Source organism: Candidatus Diapherotrites archaeon, from assembly GCA_016205145.1.
Lineage (GTDB): Archaea > Iainarchaeota > Iainarchaeia > Iainarchaeales > JACQJH01 > JACQJH01.
The window spans coordinates 290759-311680 of sequence record JACQJH010000001.1 but is presented as its reverse complement, the minus strand read 5'-3'; the positions used below and the strand labels follow the sequence as shown (position 1 = coordinate 311680).

Sequence of the window (20922 nt, the reverse complement as noted above, 5' to 3'; positions counted from 1 at the left end):
AAGCATTAATTGTTGTAGCTTGAACTTAATCGTTTAACTGGTCCGGATGCTGTCTGAAAAAATCGGCTCGTTTTACGCGGGCGTCGAGGACAAGTGGTATGGCTTTCTCGACGCGCTTGACGCCAAGGGCATTCCGGTTTACGGCTATGTCGATGCGCTTGAAAACAGGGGCATTCCAAGCCTGCCGTTCACAATCGGCGTCCTGCTTCTGGTCATTGCCCTGGCATTCGGATTGCTGTTTGTCGGCGGCAGGATTGACGCAAAGGTCAACATTTCCATTGCCGATGATTTGAAGGCTTCTTTGAGCGGCGTCAAGGTAACAGTGTTCGACAATGTTTCGGGCGACAAGCTGGGCGAATCGGCTGTCAGCGGTTCCGGCGCAATCGAACTGAAAGGCATTCCGGTTGGCACGGCAATCCGGATAGTCGGGGAAAAATCCGGGTATAAGAGCGCGGAGGCATCTGCTGCAGTGACTTCGGCAAGCATTCCGGTGCGTCTGAGCCTTGAAAAAAACAGGAATCTCGTCAACGCAAAAATTGTTCTCGTTGATTCCGGAACACAGGACAGGATTAGCGGCGCGCAGATTGTCGCTGAATGGGATGCCGCGGAAACGACTTTCCAGGCCATTCCAGACGGCAACGGCAGCTTTGTCCTCAATGCAGTGCCGGAAAACGAGGAACTGCTTGTCTCGATTTCAGCCGACGGCTATGAGGACTTGCAGCAGCCAATGTCTTTTTCCGGAAATGAGGAAAGAAGCGTTCCATTGAGTCCGAGAAGCGTTGCATTGCAGGGAACGTCCAAGCTCATAGTCTCGGTTTTCGACGATTCCACAAAAGAGCTTGTGAAGGGCGCGAAGGTAACGGTCAAGGACAAGGAAAAGGACATTGTTGTGAGCGACACCATTGCGGCTGACGGCACGGCTGTACTGGACGTGGAGAGGGGCGTTTCCGCGAGGATAATAGTTTCAAAGGACGGCTATCTTGAATATGATTCTCTGTTGGATGGCAAAGCGCTGACAATCAGGAAGGGCGAGGAACAGTTTGAAGTGCAGCTCAAAAAGGGCGGCGAAAAGCTTTCGGTCACGGCTTATTCGAACAGCATTCCATTGCCGGATGTCATAGTGCAGGTTTTTGATGCGAATGGAACGACAGTGCTTGCGTCAAAGCCGACTGGTTTCGGCGGCCTCTCCGAGTTTTCAGGCCTTGAGCCGGGAAAAAAGCTGGTTGTGACGGGCTTCATTGAAAACTATCTGCCCGTTGCCGAAAAGGTCGACCTGGCAACGGCAAAGGAAGCGAGGCTGAATCTCGTTCCGGTTTCGGGCCAGAACGCCTCGACGCTTGAAGCATACATAAAGGATTCAGACGGCGTGCCGGCGAACAACGCAACGGTTTCATTTTACGAGATTCTGCCTGATGAAACGGTTCTTCCGTTGGGGATTCCTGCCCTCACTGCGGACGTGGCAGGCTTTGCATCAGTGAGGGCGCCCGTGAACAAGACCATTCTTGTGAAGGCGAAAAGGGGCATTGAAGAAGGGGATGGAAGGAAAACAATCGAGGCGAACAAGCGCAATGCCGTCAGGATAACTTTGCAGAAGTCCGCATCCGTTGCTGAACTCATTCTTGTTGACGCTGACGGATTGCCGTTAAGCGGAACCATTTCCATAATCTCGGCGAACGGCGAAAACGTTTTTGACGGCAACATCGAGAACGGCAAAGTGCTGTTTGACAACAGGGGCAAAAAGGATTTCAGCGTGCAGATAAAAACCCCGGACGGAAAGACGCTGGCTGCAAAGGTTTCGCTTGACGAACAGAATTCCGCGGAAGTCAGGGCCGGCGATGAAGGGGTTTCGGGCGCCGCGGGCATAGAGCCGGAAATAAGGTTCGTGCGCATTCTCAATGAAAGGAACCAGCCGGTTCAAGGCATAGTGCCGGGAAAGTTTTACTGGCTTGAATTCGAGGCCAAATGGCCGGGCGAAAACTTCAAATCAGGGATACATTTCAGGGCGGGGCCGGACAACGTGAAGTTCGTTGATGCGCAGGACACAGGCATTTACGGCTATGACGCAACCGGCGCAAAGGCCGCGTTCGGCTCGACTTACAATGCCACGCCCTCGCCGGGCAACGAGGGCGTTGACAGGAAAAACCTTTCAAGGCCGGGCCAGCCCGGCAAATGGCTTGAGCTTTCATTCGACAAGCCGGCTGATACTGCAGTCATCAGGGTCAAGGTGATGCTGAAGCCGGGCTCGCAGGCAAAGGAAACCGAATTCCATTACCGAGCATGGGCTGTGGGGGGGCCGAATTATTTCAGGGACCCGGAGGACAGCGTTCTCGGCGGAGACGAGTTCAACCGCAACAGGCTCGGATTGTACGCGGAAACAAAAACCCTTGGCCTGCTTGTTTTCGAATCCGACGCATTGTGCCAGGGGCCGGTCTGCCTCACGTACAAGTTTGTCGCTGACAATGGCGCGCAGATCCTGCCGCAGGACTTCAAGCCTGCAGCGAACAGGAAATTCGCGCTTGAAATCGGCTTGCTTGCAAGCGAACCGGCGAGCGTCACTGTCAAAGCAGACACTTCGAAAACCGACCCGAAGCTCTTCTTCACCGGAAGCGCGAAAGGAACGGCGGAAAACTTTCCCGACACGAACGGAAATGAAACCTCGATCGAAGTTTCAGGCATAAGCGTCGCCGGACAGGAAAGCGCCAAGGCATCGGTTTTCTTCCGCACTGTTGCGGGCGGAAGCGCGTCCATAAAAACGCAGGTCATTGCCGGGCAGGCAGTTGTGCCGCAGGAATTCTCATTCAACATTTTCGAGGAAAAAGGCCTTGACGTCAGCGTAAGGCCTGAAACCATTCTGGCGGGCGAAAGCTTCACTGTTTCAGTTAAGGACGCGCAGACATTGAAGAGCGTTGAAAACGCATTGGTGCAGTTGAAGGACGACCGCGGAAGGGTTGTTGCAAGCGTTGCCGGCAATTCAGGCATCGGCTCCGGCAGGAACGGCGAATTCCTTTTCAGGGGCGCTTTCACTGCAGGCGCCTACACCGCAGAAGTTTCGGCTGAAGGCTATTCTCCGAAGTCCCTGGCCATGGCAATCGGCGGGCTCGATTCATTGCAGTTGACTCCGCAGGAAATAACCCTCAGCATAAACAAGCAGACAAAGGAGGCGAGCGCATTCATTGCATTGCGCAACCTCTCGCGCTATGGCATTGAAAACATTTCATACGAAATGGTCCCGGGGCCGGGCTTTCCGCAGGAAATCCAGCTGACCGCATCGGTGCCGGAAAGCCTTGCGCAATCGCAGTCAAGCCAGGCATCGGTTTCCGCAAAATATTCCGGACCCGAAAGCGCCTCGCTTTTCGGCGAAGCGGACATCATTGTGAAAGGCCTTGCCGGCGGAAGGCAGATGACGGGCGCGAAGGGCAGGATAAAGGTGTACTACAACAAGAGCCTTCCATCCGGCTGCCTGAGGCTTGACAGGGAAAGCCTGCAGGCCTATCTGCTCGGCACTGCGGGCGCGAACAAGAACCTTGACTTGCAGGTCGAGAACAGGTGCGGCACAGACCTTGAACTGCAGGCAAAGGTTCTGGCGAAAAAAAACGATCCCGCACTCCAGGTTCTGGCCCAGCCAATCACCCTGAAAAAGGATGAGACAAAAACCTTCACGATAACATTGAGCAACCGCGTTGAAAGGTTTTTGCCGCAGAAAGAGGAAAGGCAGTTCACGGTCATACTTGAATCAGATTCAATCGCGAAATCCGTGCCATTGAAAGTTGTGCTGTGGGACAGCCGCTTTTCAATCGCCTCGAACGACACAATCGTTCTCTTCCTCAGCCACGACAGGCAGGCGCAGAAAGCGACTGCTGCAGCGCAACTGCACGTTGAAAACGTTTCGCCGTTTGAAATCAGGGCGCTCAGCTTTTCAGTGAGCCCGATGGAAATAGGGCAGAACGGCATAACCCTGGACGTGATGCCGAAAACAGCCGGACTCGAATCGCTCAAGCCGGGGCAGGTGCTTTTGCCCCCGCGCTTTGTCATAGCGGAAACCGGCCAGGACAAGAGCTTTGACAGGCCATTGCGCGGGCAGATAATAATCAACGGCGCAACGGAAGAGTCCGCAACGCCAGTGCAATCGTACCCTTACGGCTTTTCTTCGCCGGCACTGGCAGGCCAAAGCGAAACGTTTGACCCGGCACAGCAGTACGGCTACAACGCCTTTGCGGCAAGCCAGCTGCAGGCGCAGAGGATTTCAAGCCTTGAAACGTATGGCGGGGGGCTGCCAAGAATAGCGTTCAAGTCAATCGACGTCTGGGCGAACGTGTCAGGCTTCAAGTGCCTCAAGGCGTTCTCCGACGACACGGCATTCGAAAGCGAGGAAAGCAGGTTCGGCACGATAGCGAAAGAGCTTACAATCAGGAACGAATGCGCGGAAGAAATCAGGATAGTCGACATTGCGCCCAAGGAATTCGGGCGCAACACCCTTGTGCTGAGCCCGCTTGCAACCCCCATACTGGCGCCGAATTCGGAAGCTAAATTCCAGCTGTTGCTGCAGAAAAAACAGGATTATTCAAACGAAACCGGCAGCATAAAGGCAATCGGCCTGCTCATCCGAAGCCAGAAGTTCATGGAAAGCAATGCCCTTCCCTTCAGGATCAGCCTCGGGGAAAAAGCTGTTGAAGGCGCGGGAGTCAAGACATCCGAAATAGAACTGCCTTACTGCGACGCTGATGGCACGGCAAAGGTTTCATTCCCGCTGCTTTCGCAGGACAACTGTTCCGAGGGCTACTGCGACGCTGAAACAGCTGCAAAGTTTTTGGCGAAAAAAATGCAGGATGCTGTGAAGCAGGCGCAGGAAAGGATTTCAGCATCATCAGCGGATGCGAAAAGCTTTGCGGGCTGCGGGCAGGGAAAGGATTACTGCACGTTTTCGAACATGAACGTTGCCTCGACTCCGTTCCCGGTTTTCCTGCAGAACGACTTTGTCACAAGCGCAGGCATTGAAAACGCAGTCAAAACCGAAAACATTTCCGAACTGAAAGGCTACAAGATCCAGGCCGGCGAAACAAGCGAACAGGAAATATCGGACATTGCCGCGACCGGCCTCACAAAACAGGTAATCATGTCAAAGCCGCTCAAAGGCTGCGGCAGATACCTGCTTTCCGTGAAAGGCGCGGTGCAGGTCAAGAACGGCCAGATCATCAAGGACAGCTTTGTACTGCTTGTCAGGCATGAAAGCGAAAGGAAAGTGACAGGCGAATGCCTGAATGCCGTGCAGAACGTTTCCAACTTTTTGCCGATAGACAAAAGCTATTCGCAAAGCCAAAGCTTCGGCTCCTGGCCCGGCATGGTCCAGCCGGAAGAAGGCCTTGAAGAAATCGGGAAAAGCTTTTCGCAAAGCCTTTTCGGTTCGGAGCAGAGGGTTGCGCGCACGGCAGGCGGAAACAAGATTGTCATCAAGGCCGGAGAAACCAACGGCAGCCTGGTCAAGCTTGAAATAGAAAAAACCGAAAAATCAGACGAACCGAAAACAGTGTTCGCGACGATCCCGAAAGTTTATTCTGAAAAAAAGAAAGCGGAAAGCCAGAAAACCGGCAGCACGAATGTTCCGGCAACGCCGCCAGGCCAGAATGCACAGCAGCCCGCAACCGCAAAATCGCAATCATTGAACTGGCAGGGCAATGGAACTGCAATGCTGCAGGCGCCAGGCGGAACGCAAACAGGCACGACTGCGCCAACGCAGCCCACGCAAACGCAAACCCCTGCAGCTGCCCCGCCCGCGGGACAGGCGCCGGGCAATGCAACGCAGGGACAGCTGCCCGCAGCAGACATCACAATCAACATAAAGGACTTGAAGTTCAGCCCGTCAACAGTCAACATCCAGCCCGGACAGACCGTTGAATGGGTGAACAACGACACTGTCGAGCACACAGTTACAATCGAGTCCATCGGCTTCAACGTGAAACTCAAGGCAAACGAGGCGACATCGCACACTTTCACCGAGGAAGGCAAATTCGATTACAAGTGCACCTTGCATCCCGGAATGACGGGCACTGTTTTCGTTGCAAAGGCGCAGGCGCAGAACGCGGGCAATGCAACACAGCCCGCGGAGCAGACGCAAGGCACTGCGCTTTCGACTTCCGGAAACATCGCATCGGAAGCGGCAAAGGCAATCGCCGAACTCACACAGCACCAGGTTGACGGCTGCATTTCAAAGGACGAAAGCTATCTGCTCATAAAAAGCTTTTCACAGGTCGGAAGCCTCAAAATAGAGGGCGACGAGAACGTAACGCTTTACGTGGGCGAAAACTGCGCGCAATTGAAGGTTGTGGCGGAAGTCCCGCAGAAAGTGCGCCTGTCGCAGGACTGGGAAACGCACGAGGACAAAACAGGAATAGATTCAGTGCAATTGCGCTCGGCCGACGGAAAAGAAATCCCTTCAACCCAGACAATCGAACTCGCGAAGGACGCGAAAACCGGCAACTACAAATACGATTTCAAATTATGCGTTTCCGGCAACGACCAGTTTGTTTTGGCGGCGCAGACCACCTCGCCTTATGTGAACGTGAAGGCGAAAAGCGTTCAGATAAAAAGGGCTGGCGCGTCCACGGCAAACGCACAGCCACTGAATGAGGCGGTTGCAACTGTTTCAATCGCAAGGCTGCAGGCCCCGGGCAGTTATGGCACGGCAAATGCACAAACGCAGGAATCCGGCTCAACGCAATCAGCACAGCAGGCAACAGGAAACAATTCCGGATCACAGGGAGGCACTGCATCCGGAGCAAGCGCGGACAAAAAGCCATCCGAATGGGTTTCCGAAGGACTGCTTGAAAGCAATTCCTTCAACGTAAAATTCAGCGTTTGCGGAATCCATCCGGAAGACCTGCTCAAAAAAATTGTCGGCATGGAGCCGGGCACGTATTATGCAACGGTCGGATGGAAAGGCCAGCCGGAAACAGTGAGCCTGGCGGATGTGGCAAAGGCTTTGGCAAGGCAGAAGGCATTGGATGCGGCAAACAAGGCAATCAGCACTCCCGGCGGGCCGGCATTGGACAAGCAGAAAACCTACAAGGAACAATTGAATGCGGAAAAAAGAAAGGCGATTGAAGCAGGGTTCCTGGCACCGTGCAGTGTAGCGGCAGCGATTTGCGGCGGGATGACAAAGGCGGGTGTGGGCGCATTGTGGGATGTGGGCCTGAACTGCGTTTTGCCCGCGTCGATTGCCGCAGCGGACACGTTTGAAAAAGGCGAGGACGCAAAGGCGTTCATGCAAAGGCAGTTTGACGGACTCAAAACATGGTTTGGAGGCAAGGACTTGCAGGGAATAAGCGCGGACCAGCTTTCATTCCTCGACACTCCGCAGAGCCAGGACAACAGGGACGCGCTGCTTGACGCGGCGGTTGGCGGCGCCACGGTGAGAACGCTTACAAGGGGACTTGAAACCCTAAGCTTCGAACAGCAGGCAGACATTGTTTCGGCAAGATGGGCTGACGCGCTTGTCGCAAAAAGCGAGAACCGCGGCTTTGCGCAGTTCAAAGGCACTTTCAAGGGCGCAATGGAAAAAAGGATTCTGGAAGCGCACAGGCTCGACCCCAAAATATCAATCGACACTGCGGCCAAGAACGCTTTGCAGGGCTCTGACACACTCCTGAGCGAGGTTGGCACGACCCTCCTGAGGGACCCGCAACTCAGAAGCTTGCGCGGAACTCCGGCCCTGAGAACAAACCTGTTGGACCAGATCGACGCGTCTGCAAGAGCGCCATTGCAGAAAGCCGTTGGCGACACTGCATTGCCTGCTGAATTCAATTTCAAGGCAACCGGCCTGGAATGGGACCCGGTCGGGCAAGTGACAAGGGATGGAAGACTGATAACAGGAATCGACGCCACAAGCGGCAGGCCATTGATTGAAACCGCCGCAGGCAGCGGAACTTCAAGGATTGTAAGCGCAGCTGAAATGGACCAATTGATTGAAACTGCAGGCAACAACATCAAAATCGGCGGCAGGGTTGGCGCGTTCGCCGACGAACTCACGGATGACGTGATGGCGCAATTGAAAAACAGCGTTTCAGTAGAGCAGGCCGCAAAAATCGACGGGCTCAGGGCACCGCTCAGGGAGCAGATAAGCAGAAGGCTTGAAACCGCGTTCAGCAGCACTGCAACAGCGCCAGAATGGGATGGCGGCGCTTTCAGGATAAAGGCGGCTTTGTCGCAGGATGAAATGAGAAGAATTTTGGGTTCAAGCGCTGACAGCCTTGACAGGCAGGTTGTGAGGGGCGCGTTGTTCGACGATGCTGCGCTCAGGCAGATTACCGAATCCACGCTAAGCGGAAGCGCCACCTCTGCATTGGACGACGCCGCAAAACTCGGCAGGCTTGACGCGCTCAAGCGCAATTTGAGGGACACTTTCAGCAGGAAACGGTTCTGGGATCTGGCGAAAGGCCTTGGCTGTAGCGTGCTCTCGGTTGCAGCCGGCATGGAAGGCTATGACCAGTGGATGAAAAACATGTTCAAGGCGCCGGACAAGGGCATTGATGAAATAAACGGCGGGGCAAAGGAAATCGACCCCGAAACAGGCAAAGTGTTGGGCGACAGCCTTGAAGTGATTCTCAAGAAAAACCACACTTACAGGATTGTCAAGACAGCGAAAGGCGATGGCGGCAGCGGTGCAACAACGACGATAGTTGAAGTTCAGGGCGCAGAGCAGTTCAGCCAGATGCAGGAAGAGCTGAAAAGCGGAAAGGCAAAGCGCCTTGACTCGGACTGCAAAGGAGAATTCGCGCAAAGGACCCTGAGCACGGTTTTCGGCTCATTGCTGCCGACGGTTGAAGCGGGCGCAGACCCGCAGGAAATGAAAATTTATTATGACCCGGAAGCGCAGAAAGCAATTGCATCAGCTTCCGACCAGACCGAAGTGGAAGAAGCTGCGATAATGGCTGCAGTGCTTGCGGAAATGAAGGCGAAAGGCGTTGACGCGGCGGAGGCTGAGAAAACGCAGGAAAAAGCGGAAACGAAAACCCCTGTCACCGGAACAATTACTCTTGCCGCAGGCCAGGCGCAAAGCCAGGCTTCGCAGCAGCGCGAAAAAATCCTCGCGCCGGAATCAATACTGCAAACAGCGCAGTTGCTTGCACAGCTCAAAACCCAGACGGGGAGCACGGAAAATGCTTTGGCTGAATTCGCCAAAACCCTTGACCCGAAAAACTCTTCCCCGCTGGCAAAATGGGTTGTCGAAAAATACCAGGAATGGAAACGCTACAGCGTTGTGGCCGCTGAAAGCGCTGCAGGTGCGGGCGCAGGCCAGGGCGGAACCGCGAATGTTGCAACCGGCGGCTGCGCCCCGCCCAAGCAGGGCGAAAAACTTTCAATGCTGAGCGAGAGGCCGTGCCTTTCAGCCGAATTCGTGGACCAAATCCTTGCAAGCGCAGGCTCTCCCGCAGCAGGAACAGGAAAATATTTCGTGCAATACGGCCAGCAGTACGGCATTGACAACGCAATCGCGCTTGCGTTCTTCAAGCAGGAATCAACATACGGAAAATTCGGGGTCGCAAATAAAACAAAAAGCGTCGGAAACATAAAATGCCCGCAAAGCACAATCAAATACGATTTCATGAGCGGAGCCTTTTGCGGATGGAATTCATGGCAGGGCGGAATAGAGGCGTGGTTCGCTTACATCAAAACCTCAAAGCATTATTTCCCGCAGGGCAAAACAACCGTTGACGACATACTGCCAATTTATGCGCCGTCAAGCGAAAACGACACCGGGGCATACATCCGCAACGTGAAAGCCGACGTCGCAAAATGGCGGAGCCAGCAGGGCGCAATGCAGGAGCCTGCGGATAAAAAAAAAACTTCAGCTGAACTGAGTGGCAATGTCAAAACCGTTCCCATGACAAACTTTGTTTCCGCAAGCCAGGCAAAATCAGTGCAGTCGAATTCGAGTTCAAGGAACGGCACGCGGATTGACACTATAGTCCTGCATCACACCGCGGGCGGGAACATTTCCGGCGCGTTAAGCTGGTGGGCCGACTCCCACCAGGCAAGCTCGCATTACATTGTCGGAAAGCAGGGCGAAATAGTCGAAGTGATTCCCGAAGACAAGAAGGCTTGGCACGCAAACTGCGTGAACGGAAGGTCAATAGGAATAGAAATAGTCAACATGGGCAACGGCTCTGATTCCTATCCCCCGGCACAGCAGCAGGCAGTGAAACAGCTCGTGCAGGGCCTTGCCGCAAAATACAACATTGCCGAAGGGAACATCATCGGGCACGGCTGCACTTCAACAAACAGGTTGGTTTCCGAGCCGACGGGGTTTCCGCGCGATTTGGGAAACGGCCTGCACCTTTACACCAGGGACGGCGCGAACAGTTACAAGTGCACTTTCAAATGCTGAATTACGGCGGGCTGAAGCCCGCCGGTTCGTTAAACGGGTTTGCAATTGAAAAACGCGCCGGCGCATACAGGAATTCATCCGCCTGTTGAAACAAGGCAGAGTCCTTCTGCGACGGCGCCTGAACGGCCGGCGGGCGAACGCGGACAAACTTTTTAATCTTCAACTGTGTTAATCTTTCCGGTTTTGCAATTGAACCAGCGAGCATTCAACCTTTTCACCGCCCTGCTGTCATTCATGCTCATCCTCCTGGCGGCGCTGCTCGTCAACAGCATGATTGAAACCGAAAGGAACGCGCAGCAGAACATAACCAACATACAGACGCAGGCCGAGCTGAAGGCAGTCACTGACCTTGTGAAGGCGGATGCACTGCAGTCCTTCAATTACACTCTGCGCAAGACGATTTCAAACTGGCTTTCCTCGCCTACAAACTATTACACCTTGAACCTGGAAGACAGGTCGTGGCAGGAAATACAGCAGGATTTCGCAAGGGCGAATTTCGGCGACGCGACAAGCACGCGCTTTGTCGACTTCATGGCGAACGATCTGCAGGTATTGCTTGAATCTACTCCAAGCTTTTTCGCGGAATATGCGATAAGCCTGGAAGGCAACGCGGATTCCACAAAACCGGTTCTTGCCTCCGCAGTGAGGAACAGCGTGAACGCGGGAAACTTTTTCAGCGTCGTCGGCTGCCCTGACGGAAACCCGGATGACTGCGGGCAGGGCACGTTTTACGTGAACCTCAACATGTCAGGGCTTACGGACGCGGAATTCGAAAGCCTTCCAAAAATAGTGGTGTCGGACGGCAGGGGCAACGTGCGCAAGGAATCGATTTTGCCGAGAACCAATTTCAAGATTTACGTTCCACTGAGGATTTTCAGGGCAATAGCAATCGCGAAAAGTTTTGCGCACGATTACGGCGAGGACAACACCGGCGCGGATTTCGGATTGTTTTCGCCGCGCGTGCACAATGAAATAGAGCAGATTCAATTGGGGATGTGCGATGAAAGCGTTTGCAACTGGCGCACAAACCCTTTCACTGCGCCGCAAACCGACAGGATTGCGGGCACTCCGGGCAGCAGCTGTTTCACAGGCAACATAACCGTGCCGTGCACGCCGGACATGCAGCAGCGCGGAATGTGCAATGCCTCAGACCCAAACGACAATTTCAATTATCCTGCAAGCCAGTCCAACCAGTCCGATCTGCGGCAGAGGATAACAACGATGGTGAAAAGGCGCGTGTGCAAAATCGCGCAGTCGAATGCCCGGCTTGCCGCCTCGCTTCCGGGCGCACCGGACATCGCGGCAGGCCTTGAGCTTGTGCCCAGCACAGCCGGTGCAACGCCGGGACAGATTGAAGGAGCCGACTGCGCTGTCCTCAATGACATTGCCGTGGACATCAGCGCCATGCCGTCAAAAAAAATCACCCAGCTCAATAATGAGCCGCCGAATGTTCTGCCGCCCCCGGCAACGGGAACCTACGCATATTCCGGCAATTCTGCAGGAGTATGCCCGTTCGAAGAGCAGGTCGGGCCGCACGCGAACGTCGGCTTCGGAATTTTCCTGGACCCGGCAACAGGCAAAAGCGCTTTCACGCCGCTGTCGGAATCTGATGCGGCATGCGCAAACATAGAGCCGTCTGCTTCCCCGCCAACGGGTTACAACGAAACAAAAGCTTATTGCGCCAAGGCAAAAAGCGTTTCGGTTACGCTGGCATTCAAGGAAAACAATTCAACGTACAAGGTCGACAAGCAAAACGAGTTCATTTTCAGGATAAGGCTTTTGGACAACACATATCATCCGTTTACCGGAAAGTTCCATCCGGTTTCAGACGGCACAAGCTGTTTCATCCGGCCGCCGGGCGCCGCGCCCGGAACATGCGATGCAACGACGGCGGAGTGGCACTGCTATTCAGTGGAACCGCAGCCTGGCGGATTAAGCCTTGCAACCCCAAAGTGCGTGCCAGGATAAAAAAAAGTTTCCAGGCGGGCAAAAAAAACCGGCAAAAAAAATATCCTGACCGCAAACGCGCAACAAAAAGCATTTAAATATCATAACACTTTTAACATAATCAAAAGAGAAATTGGTCCGGCCGGGCGGCTTTGCATGGAAAGCTTAATATATTGAAAAGCAGGAAATAATATGGCCAACTGCGCAGATAGAGTGAACAAGTGAATCCGATGGGCTTGAAGGAATTTTACATTCACCTTGAAGAAAAATACTATGGCTTCCTTGACTGGCTTGACAACAAGGGCGTTCCGGTCTATTCCGCGGTTGACGCGCTTGAAAAAAACGGCATACCAAGCTTCCCCATCGCAATAATCCTTTTGCTTCTCATACTCGGCCTGATCGGCTGGTTTTTGGTTCTCCCCGCGGTTTCACCGCAGGAAACAACCACGATAAAACTCCTTGACGCGCAGTCCGGAGAAGGCATTGCCGGCGCAACCCTGAACTTTGAATGGCAGAACGGTGCTGTCGGTGAAACCACCGGAACAACAAATGATGCCGGGGAATACGCGCTGAAAGGCAGGCGCGGCGCAACCGTTGTTGTAAGCGCCTCACAGCCCGGCTACAATGACGGCAGGGAATCAATAACATTTGACGGTTCTTCCGAAAAAACTATCAGCCTGCAAAGCAAGGTGACGACTTCAACGAAAACCGTGCAGTTCGTCAACGCAAACACCAACGAACTGGTTTCAGGCGAAACAATCACCGCAAGATTTTCCTGCTCCGGCAACTCCGCGTTCAACACGCAATTGTCAACGCAGACCGGCGTCATCGACGTTCCCAATGTGCCAAGCGACTGCGGCATCCTTCTTGTCGACCCGCTTGGAAAATATTCGGGCAGCAACGCAAGCATAAGCATGTCAGACCCCGCGCCAAGAATCCAGTTGCAGGCCGAAGAGCCGGCAACAGGCACAGTCAATGTTTTCGCCAGGAATGAAAACGGCGGCGCCATCGCAGGCATAAGGCTCTCGCTCACAAGCGAGACCGAAGGCAACTTTGCCATACAGGAAGGCTACACTTCCACAGCCGGAACATATTCTTTCGCCAGCGTGCCACCGGGAACATATTATATAACTGCATTCGACCCGCAGGGAACCTACCTTCAGGCAAACCAGACGCCTTCAGGCGACGCAAAGCCATTGCTGCCAAACCAGTCGATAAGCTTTGACGTCGTGATGAAGCGCAGCGTTGCCGGCACAATTTCATTGATTGTAAAGGATTCCGCAACGAACGAGCCGGTGCAGAACGTGAACGTGAGGCTCAAGAAAAGCGCTTCCGAGCCGGTGCTTGGCACGACAAAAACCGGAAGCGACGGAAAGGCAACCATCAATGTTTCGGAAAACGTTTCATACTATATAGAGCTTGACCACCCCGAATACATTCTGAAAAGCCTCAGCAACGTGAAGCCATCCGACCAGACAATCGAAGTCAAACTGCAGAAGGCAACGGAAACCAATTCGGGTTCGCTTTCAGTCAGCATAGTCGACAGCACGGGCCAGCCGGTGGACAACGTGAAGGCAACTCTCAAAAGGAACGACGGTTCGCCGGCGGGAAAACCGCTTGTGACGGGCTCGAATGGAACCGTTTCGTTCGCAAGGATCGAGCCGGGCACGTATTTCGTCGAAGCTGTGAAGGCAGGCTTTGAGCCGAAAAACTCTTCGCCGATAACAATCGAGGCAAGGCAGCCCGCGCAGACCCAGATAACGCTTGACATCGGCTTCGGCGACATTCTCGTCAAAGTTTTGGACGGCCAGGGCCAGCCTTTGCCGGACGCGGCAGTGAAGGCAATTGACCTTGAAACCGGGGCAACGCTCGAGGAATCGCAGACTGACAGCGCGGGCGAAGCAACGGCCAGCGTGCGCCTTGACAAAAAGCCGTTCATTTCAGTTGAAGCCGAAAACTATCTGAAATACAATACCGTGCCGATAAAGCCGCTTGCCGGAGTCACGGTGCAGAAAACCGTCACAATGGTGAAAAGCGTTCCAGCCTTGCAGGCGAATGTCGCGGGAATTTTCACGCTTGACAACGAAAGCTCGGAATCCAACATCGTGCCCGGGCAAAGATACATTGCAAAAGTCCAATTGCTCGTGCCCAAAGGCTCAGGCTACAGCGAAGCCGGCCTGCACGTGCGCACCGGAAAAAGCATTGCCGGCAGGCAGAACATAATGGAAGAGGACAGCATACTGATTTCAGGCGTTGAAACAGCCGGCACGACAGTCAGGGGCACGTCGTACACTCCGCCGAAAGGCGAGGCAACCGACGCCGGAAAAATCACGACCGGCGACGCGAAATGGGCGAACGTTGTCTGGCGCAATGCCGAAAGCGGCGTCTACGAGGCGAACGTCGAACTGCTGGTAAGCTCGACCGCGGCACAAGGCGATTTGCTTGAATTCTGGTACCGCGGCTATGGTGTCAGGGGATCAATCATCAGGGACCCGGTCGACAAGGAACTTGGAGAAAGCCTGAACTCCGCGGAAAAGCTTGCATTGTACGCGAACGCAAAGCAGAAAGTGCTGAGCGTCGGGCCAACAAACCTCTGCAACCAGAGTTTCTGCAAAACGCTTTTCATGGAAGACCTTGCGGAAAAATCCAAGGTGCAGGTCATTGACAGTTATTCAGCGAAGCTTTCAACCGAATACGAGTTCAGCTTCACGGTTTCAAGCATTTCAAGGCAGACCTATGCGAACTCCGGCATGGTCATTTCGGGCGAAGGCCTCGAACTCGGCGATTATTCGATAACCGACGCTTTCGGACAGGCGTTCACCGGAACCGCGCAATCGGACATTGAAAACGGAATCGGAACATTGCAGCAGGATTCGGTTGTCAGCGGCAAAGTCAGGTTCTCTACGAAAAGCGAGGGGGACAATGCGATAATCCTCATCATCAAATCATCCGACAACGCGGAGATACTGCGCGAAACGATAATCGTCAATGTTCCGGAAGCGAAAACATTGAACATCGATGTCCTGCCGAAGCAGCTCGTGCCATTCATTGACAACCAGCTGCTTGTGAAGGTTTCAGGCGAGGACAATGCGCCCATAGAAAACGCGGTTGTCGGCGTGGCAAGCAACGGCAAAACAATTGCGATAGGCCAAACCGACAGGAACGGGACAATTGATGCCCTGCTGCCATCACCGAACGCGAACGACAAAATCACGATAACAGCGCAAAAGCAGGGCTACAGGCCGGCTCAAACCGAACTCACGGTTTCCGGCCAATTGCTGAGGATTTCGCCGCCTGAAATAAAGCAGGAACTCAACCTCACAAAGATGCCGTCAGCGGAGCCGACCGTGCTTGTGGAGAATTTCACAAAGATTCCGCTTGAAGTCGAAGACATCCAGTTTTCCGCTGGCCTGTCGCAGTACCTTATTGTCAAGCCGGGCAAGGACTACAAGAAGACACTGTTCCTGCCGGACCAGGATTCCAACATTTCCATTTCAATCGAACTGGCCGACGCAGCCTATGGCCTGACAAAGAATACAGTGGTTTCAGGCGCAATGTCAATCTATCTCGCAAACAAGGACCTCGGAAAAAGATGGGTCCAGGCCGTGCCGATCGAAGTCAGGATCAGCCTGGGCAAAACCGTTGACAGCGCAACCTGCCTTGCAGTCGACCCTAACAGCTGGAAAATTTCAACGGCAGGCGAGCAGAAAACTCTCACTGTCACCGTGACAAACAACTGCAAAGTGGAGCAGCAGGCAATCGACCTCAAGAATGTTTCCGCAAAAGTTTCATGGGAAAACCAGGACGAGATTGGAACGTTCAGGCTTGACGCCGAAAGCCCGACAGGCTACACTGAACAGGAAGGCTTCGGCAGGATAAGCATTCCCCTGGACGAAAAGTTCCAGACGGTTTTTGCGAACATGCAGAAAAACTCGGCCGTGGAAATAAAGCTTGCGTTCCAGCCGAACGAAAAGATCAGTTCGGCAAGCGCGTCGCCGAAAATAATATTGAGGGCATCCAATCCAACGGAAAACGGCACGGAACAGATTTATTCTGTGCTCTCCGTTGACGCGGGAATCAGCAATCTCGCGAAGTGCGTGAAAGTCCAGCCGACACAGTTGCAGATAATCGCTTCCCCGCCAAACCTCGGTTATGGCATTTACCAGGGCTACGGCTACAACCCGAACGCCTATTCAGGCGCATTGGGCGCCGGATATGGTTACCAGTCAGGGGCAGGCTACCAGACGCCCTATCCTGCAAGCCAGTATGCGTACGGCTACAACACTTTCAGCACCACAAGCGCAAGTTCGCCGAACGCAACCGGGGCATACGGCGGAACGCAGGCCTACTCGCCGTATCCTGTCGGAGCATACCCTTCAAGCATGTACGGCGGGGCATTCTACGGCGGAACGCCAGTGAATCAGGCTTTCTCGAATTCCTTCAATTATGGAATAAATCCCTTCGGCTCGGACAGGTTCAGGATAACCAACAACTGCGGAAACGACGTTGAAATAAAGCTTGAAGCGGACGCCGAAATACAGGTGCCGGAATCATCGTTTGTCGTGTCGAAAGACGATTCAAAGGATTTGAAGGTGCAGGCCGGCTACACTTTCGGCAGGTTCAACATAGAAGTGAAGGCGAGGAACGCGGAAACCGAGGACAGGTTCGTGAAAGTGCAGGATGTCGAGATTTTCACCAGGCCGCAAGGAGACATTTCCGCGCAGGCGCGCGACTGCCTCAAGCTCATGCCGCCGAACAAGATAGACTTTTCCGGATTCTTCGGCACGCCGGTCAAGGTGCAGATAATCAATTACTGCTACGACATGGGCATAAGGGTGCCGACAGACGAATCAGCATTGTCATTCATCTGCGACGTGCCGAGTGAGGCAACAACCGGACAGGCAACCCAGACGCAGACAAACAAGCAGACCGGCCAGCAGGAAGCCGTGCAGCAGCCCGACGAAGGCAAATGCCCGCTTGTCAGCCAGATTTATTTCATAGACGAAGCCAGGAAAATGGGCCCGAACAACAGGACAACCCAGGAACTCCAATTCGAAATAAAGCCGGACATAAGCTACAGGAAACAGGCAATATTGATGCTCAAAGGCCAGACTTTCAGGCAGCTCGGCCAGCTCAGGCTGTTCCTGCAGACAGGATTCTACAGGATAGAAGTGAGGGCAGACGCGAAGGTAACGTTCTTCGACCAGCTTGGAAGCGAGAGGACGGAAAGCTATTTCAGGGTGCTTGAGGACAAGTTCGCGGCAGGCGAATTCCTGGATGCGCTGGAAGAGCCGGGTTCGGATGAAAAGAATTTCCAGAACTGCATAAACAAGGACGCGCTCAACACCAAACAATACTACATAAACCTCGGGCATTCCCTCGGCGTCATTCCACAGGAGGAATTCGACAAGGGCAACGGCAAGGTCTTCCAGTTCACGCCTGAAAAAAGGAACCAGGTCCTGATAATCAAGGACGCCCAGCACCCGAACGGCTGCGGCACAATCGACAGGCTAAGCGATATAAGGCCGTTGACTTGGAGGGACTCCAAGACAGGCCTTGCATTGTCATTCGCGATAACGGACGACAAGCACAACATCACAATGTTCATTGACAGGAGCGGCCTGAAAACGCTTTGCGCCGACGTCGAAAAGCCGGTCCAGGCAAAACTCACAAGGGTGCAGGTGCCCGAAACGCAGGGTGTCGGACTGCCGGCAATCGTAAGGGTACTGCACGAATCAGTGCAGCCGGAAGACATAACGGAAGAATTCTTTGAAACATGCGCGACAACGCCAGTGGAAGGAAAGCCCACTGGAGAGGAAACTCCCACACCCACTCCGCCGGGCGGAGGCCTGCTTGCAAAGAAAGACTACTTCGCATGCTCGCAGCAAATCGAAGGCGCGCACACCGGCGACGCATATTACACTGAAGCATATTTCAACAGGCTTTTGTTCGACTGGAGTTTCGGCGCAGTCAAGAAAAACGTGTGCGACGTCCCGAAAAAAGTCGGCACTGAAACATGGAATACCGGCGCGGGCCAGAACTTCTGCGATGCTGTCCAGAACATGGTTTCATTGACCAAAAAGCAGAAGGAAATAGAGAAGGCCATCGGCAGCCTGCAGAAAAACGGCTGCATCGGCGAAACTTCAGGCATTTGCCTGCAAACAAACACGAAAAACCTGTTCAGGTTCAGCGTCAGGCAGAGACCGGTCACTGACAATGCCGTGTCGCCGGCAAAAAAGCTTGTCTTCTTTGTGGGCAGCGGCGGCACAATACTTGAAAGCAGGTCAAGGCTTCCCGCCGAGGTTTCCGACGCGAAAAGCCAGCTTGACAAGCTCGACCCGCCGACAGTGGGCAATGCGCTCACATACCTTGGCATAATGGAAACGCTCATACGCGAAATCGAAAAGAATGCCCCGGAAAGGAAGGACAACATTGTCGCGGAAATAGAAACCATCGGCCTCACAGAGGAAGACAATGCCATACTGGAAAGCGTGCTCAAGGCCGACAAGCCCCCGGCAAAATTCCCGACTTACGTCGCAACATTCAACGAGTTCAAGGCATTCCACCAGAAAATCAGGGAAAAGGTCGGAAATGCCGCCACAATAGCCCAGGTGACGGTCGACGGCAAAAACATCGACTACAGGTTCCTGCAGCGCCTGCTCAAAAACATTTCATTCAGGATCGGCATAAGGAACAACGAAAAAATTTCCGAAGAGGACAGGCTGTGGCTTATGCAGTTCTCGGACCTGTGGAAGCTCTACTACGAAAACATTGACACGGAAACAAACCTCATAGCGGACGGCTACAGCCAGGGCCTTGTCGACGACTTCGCGTCGGAATACGCCGCCGAAACAACGGGCATGAATGTGAAGCCGGCGGGCAGCAGGTGGAACTTCAAGACATTAAGCGCCGAGGGCATAGAATTGCCGAACACGAACATTGAAACCGGCAGGCACGGGCAATTCATCAACTACGATTGGACCGCCAGGACAGTAACCGTCGAACTGACAAAACTGCAAAGCATCGAGGAAATCGACACGTCATCAGGCAAATTCGCGGCAAACAACCTGCTGCTCAGGCTGCCGTTCGACGGAAAATTGGGCGGCAACAGGCGCACCGGCTATGGAACAAGCGTGAAAGGCGCCGGAAGCCCGATACGGCTTGTCTTCAACAGCGCCGACAGCCTGGTGAATGTTTTCAGCGGAAGCGGCGGCCTGAAAAGCCTCAAAGGCAGGCTCGGAAGCGCGTTTGCGGACACAAAGGACGGCGTGCTCATTGACATAAGCTCGACGGACTTCAAGTTCAATCCCTCCGTCGACACGGAACTGCAGCTGGAAGTCGTGCCGGAAAAAGGAAAGGGCAAGGCGTTCTACGAACTGTTCGACGGAACGCAGGAAGTGGAAAGCGAAAACCTCCTGACCTGGTTCGGCGGCCGGAAGCCGGTTGCAGACGCCGTAACGCAGGACGTTTCACAGTACTGCTCGAACGCATCAGGCAGCGCGAAAAACCATTCGATTGAAACAGACAACAGCACACCCATACTGACATCATTCGTTTTCGTGCCGTGGAACAAGGAATTCCTGTTCAGGCTGTACTGTGCGGCGGCGCAGGCAACCGCGGCCGGCACGGCAGACAACAGCCTTGCAACGATCGGAAAAGAATACCAGTTCACGAACCCGCGCCAGATAAGGGTGAACGAAAAAGGCCAGGCAGAGGACGCGTCAATCAAGGCAGTCATCGACAAGATTGCAAGCGGCGAAGCCTGCGTAGTGCAGGCCACAAAGACAAGGCTGAAGATTGCGTGGAACAAGACGCTGCCGGAACGGGCGCAGATAGAAGAAACGCAAACCGCGGCGAACACGCAGGCCGGAACGCAAACAGGGGCACAGCAGCCGGCAGGGTCAAGCGCTCCGAAAACAACGCCACCTGCAACGGGCGGCACGACCGCCCCGGCCGCGCCCAAATAAGGCCGATAATGATTTAATCAAATAAGGAAAAAGCCTAACGGAAAAAAGTGGTTTTTTTGGAAACTGGCAGGTTGCCGCCGGAAACAAAAGTCCTGTTCCTTATCAGCATGCTCGCATTGCTGCTCGGCCTGTCCATCGCAATTTTTTTTGAAACCTCGATCGCAATGCCGTTCAAGGGCAACATGATAATCCAGACCCTGCTCCTGTCCGCCGCCGCACTCGTGCTGTCGGTTCTTTTCTTCGGCTACCTTTCGCCGGTCGTGGCGATTGCAATAGGAATGATTATGGGGCCGGTTATTGCAAAACAGCCCGCGGCCGCGCTCCTCCTGCTGCCGCTTGCATTAAGCTTGAAGACCGGCGCGACAATCGGCATACTCCTGCACAAGGACATGACGGGAAAGGAAAACGCATTCGCGTTCAACAAAAAAATAATCATGGCAATCGCGGCAATCATTTTTCTTGGCATAATCCTCCCGGCAACCATAGTTGCAATAACCGCGGCAATTGAAGGCGACGAAATACTTCCGGCGCTTGAAGCGCTGGCTTCGCTGTGAAACAGGAAAAGTTAAAAAAAAGAAAAGGTATTAATAAAAGAAACGACAAGAATAATACCGGTTAATCGGTCGG

General features: G+C 53.9%; 4 protein-coding genes. All 4 read left to right on the top strand.

Going from position 1 to position 20922, the window contains the following annotated elements:
* Positions 1–46: 46 nt before the first annotated feature.
* The 4 genes from HY394_01505 to HY394_01490 all read left to right on the top strand — a co-directional run bounded on the left by HY394_01505 (position 47) and on the right by HY394_01490 (position 20849).
* Positions 47–10381 (top strand): N-acetylmuramoyl-L-alanine amidase, encoded by a 10335-nt coding sequence (locus HY394_01505; GenBank protein ID MBI4052691.1) that lies wholly within the window; start codon positions 47–49, stop codon positions 10379–10381.
* Between the two features lie 183 nt (positions 10382–10564).
* Entirely contained in the window at positions 10565–12349 is a 1785-nt protein-coding gene (locus tag HY394_01500) for a hypothetical protein (GenBank protein MBI4052690.1), read from the top strand.
* Positions 12350–12558: 209 nt separating this feature from the next.
* Complete coding sequence (locus HY394_01495) at positions 12559–20295, top strand: carboxypeptidase regulatory-like domain-containing protein (protein MBI4052689.1); 7737 nt, start codon at positions 12559–12561, stop codon at positions 20293–20295.
* A 56-nt stretch (positions 20296–20351) separates the two neighbouring features.
* Positions 20352–20849 carry a hypothetical protein gene (locus HY394_01490; GenBank protein ID MBI4052688.1) on the top strand — a complete coding sequence of 166 codons (498 nt, stop codon included), beginning with the start codon at positions 20352–20354 and terminating at the stop codon, positions 20847–20849.
* Positions 20850–20922: the final 73 nt, after the last annotated feature.

What these genes read in the sequence shown, in the direction of transcription:
- HY394_01505 (MBI4052691.1), top strand. Translation starts at nt 47, where the DNA reads ATGCTGTCTGAAAAAATCGGCTCGTTTTACGCGGGCGTCGAGGACAAG.
- HY394_01495 (MBI4052689.1), top strand. Translation starts at nt 12,559, where the DNA reads ATGGGCTTGAAGGAATTTTACATTCACCTTGAAGAAAAATACTATGGC.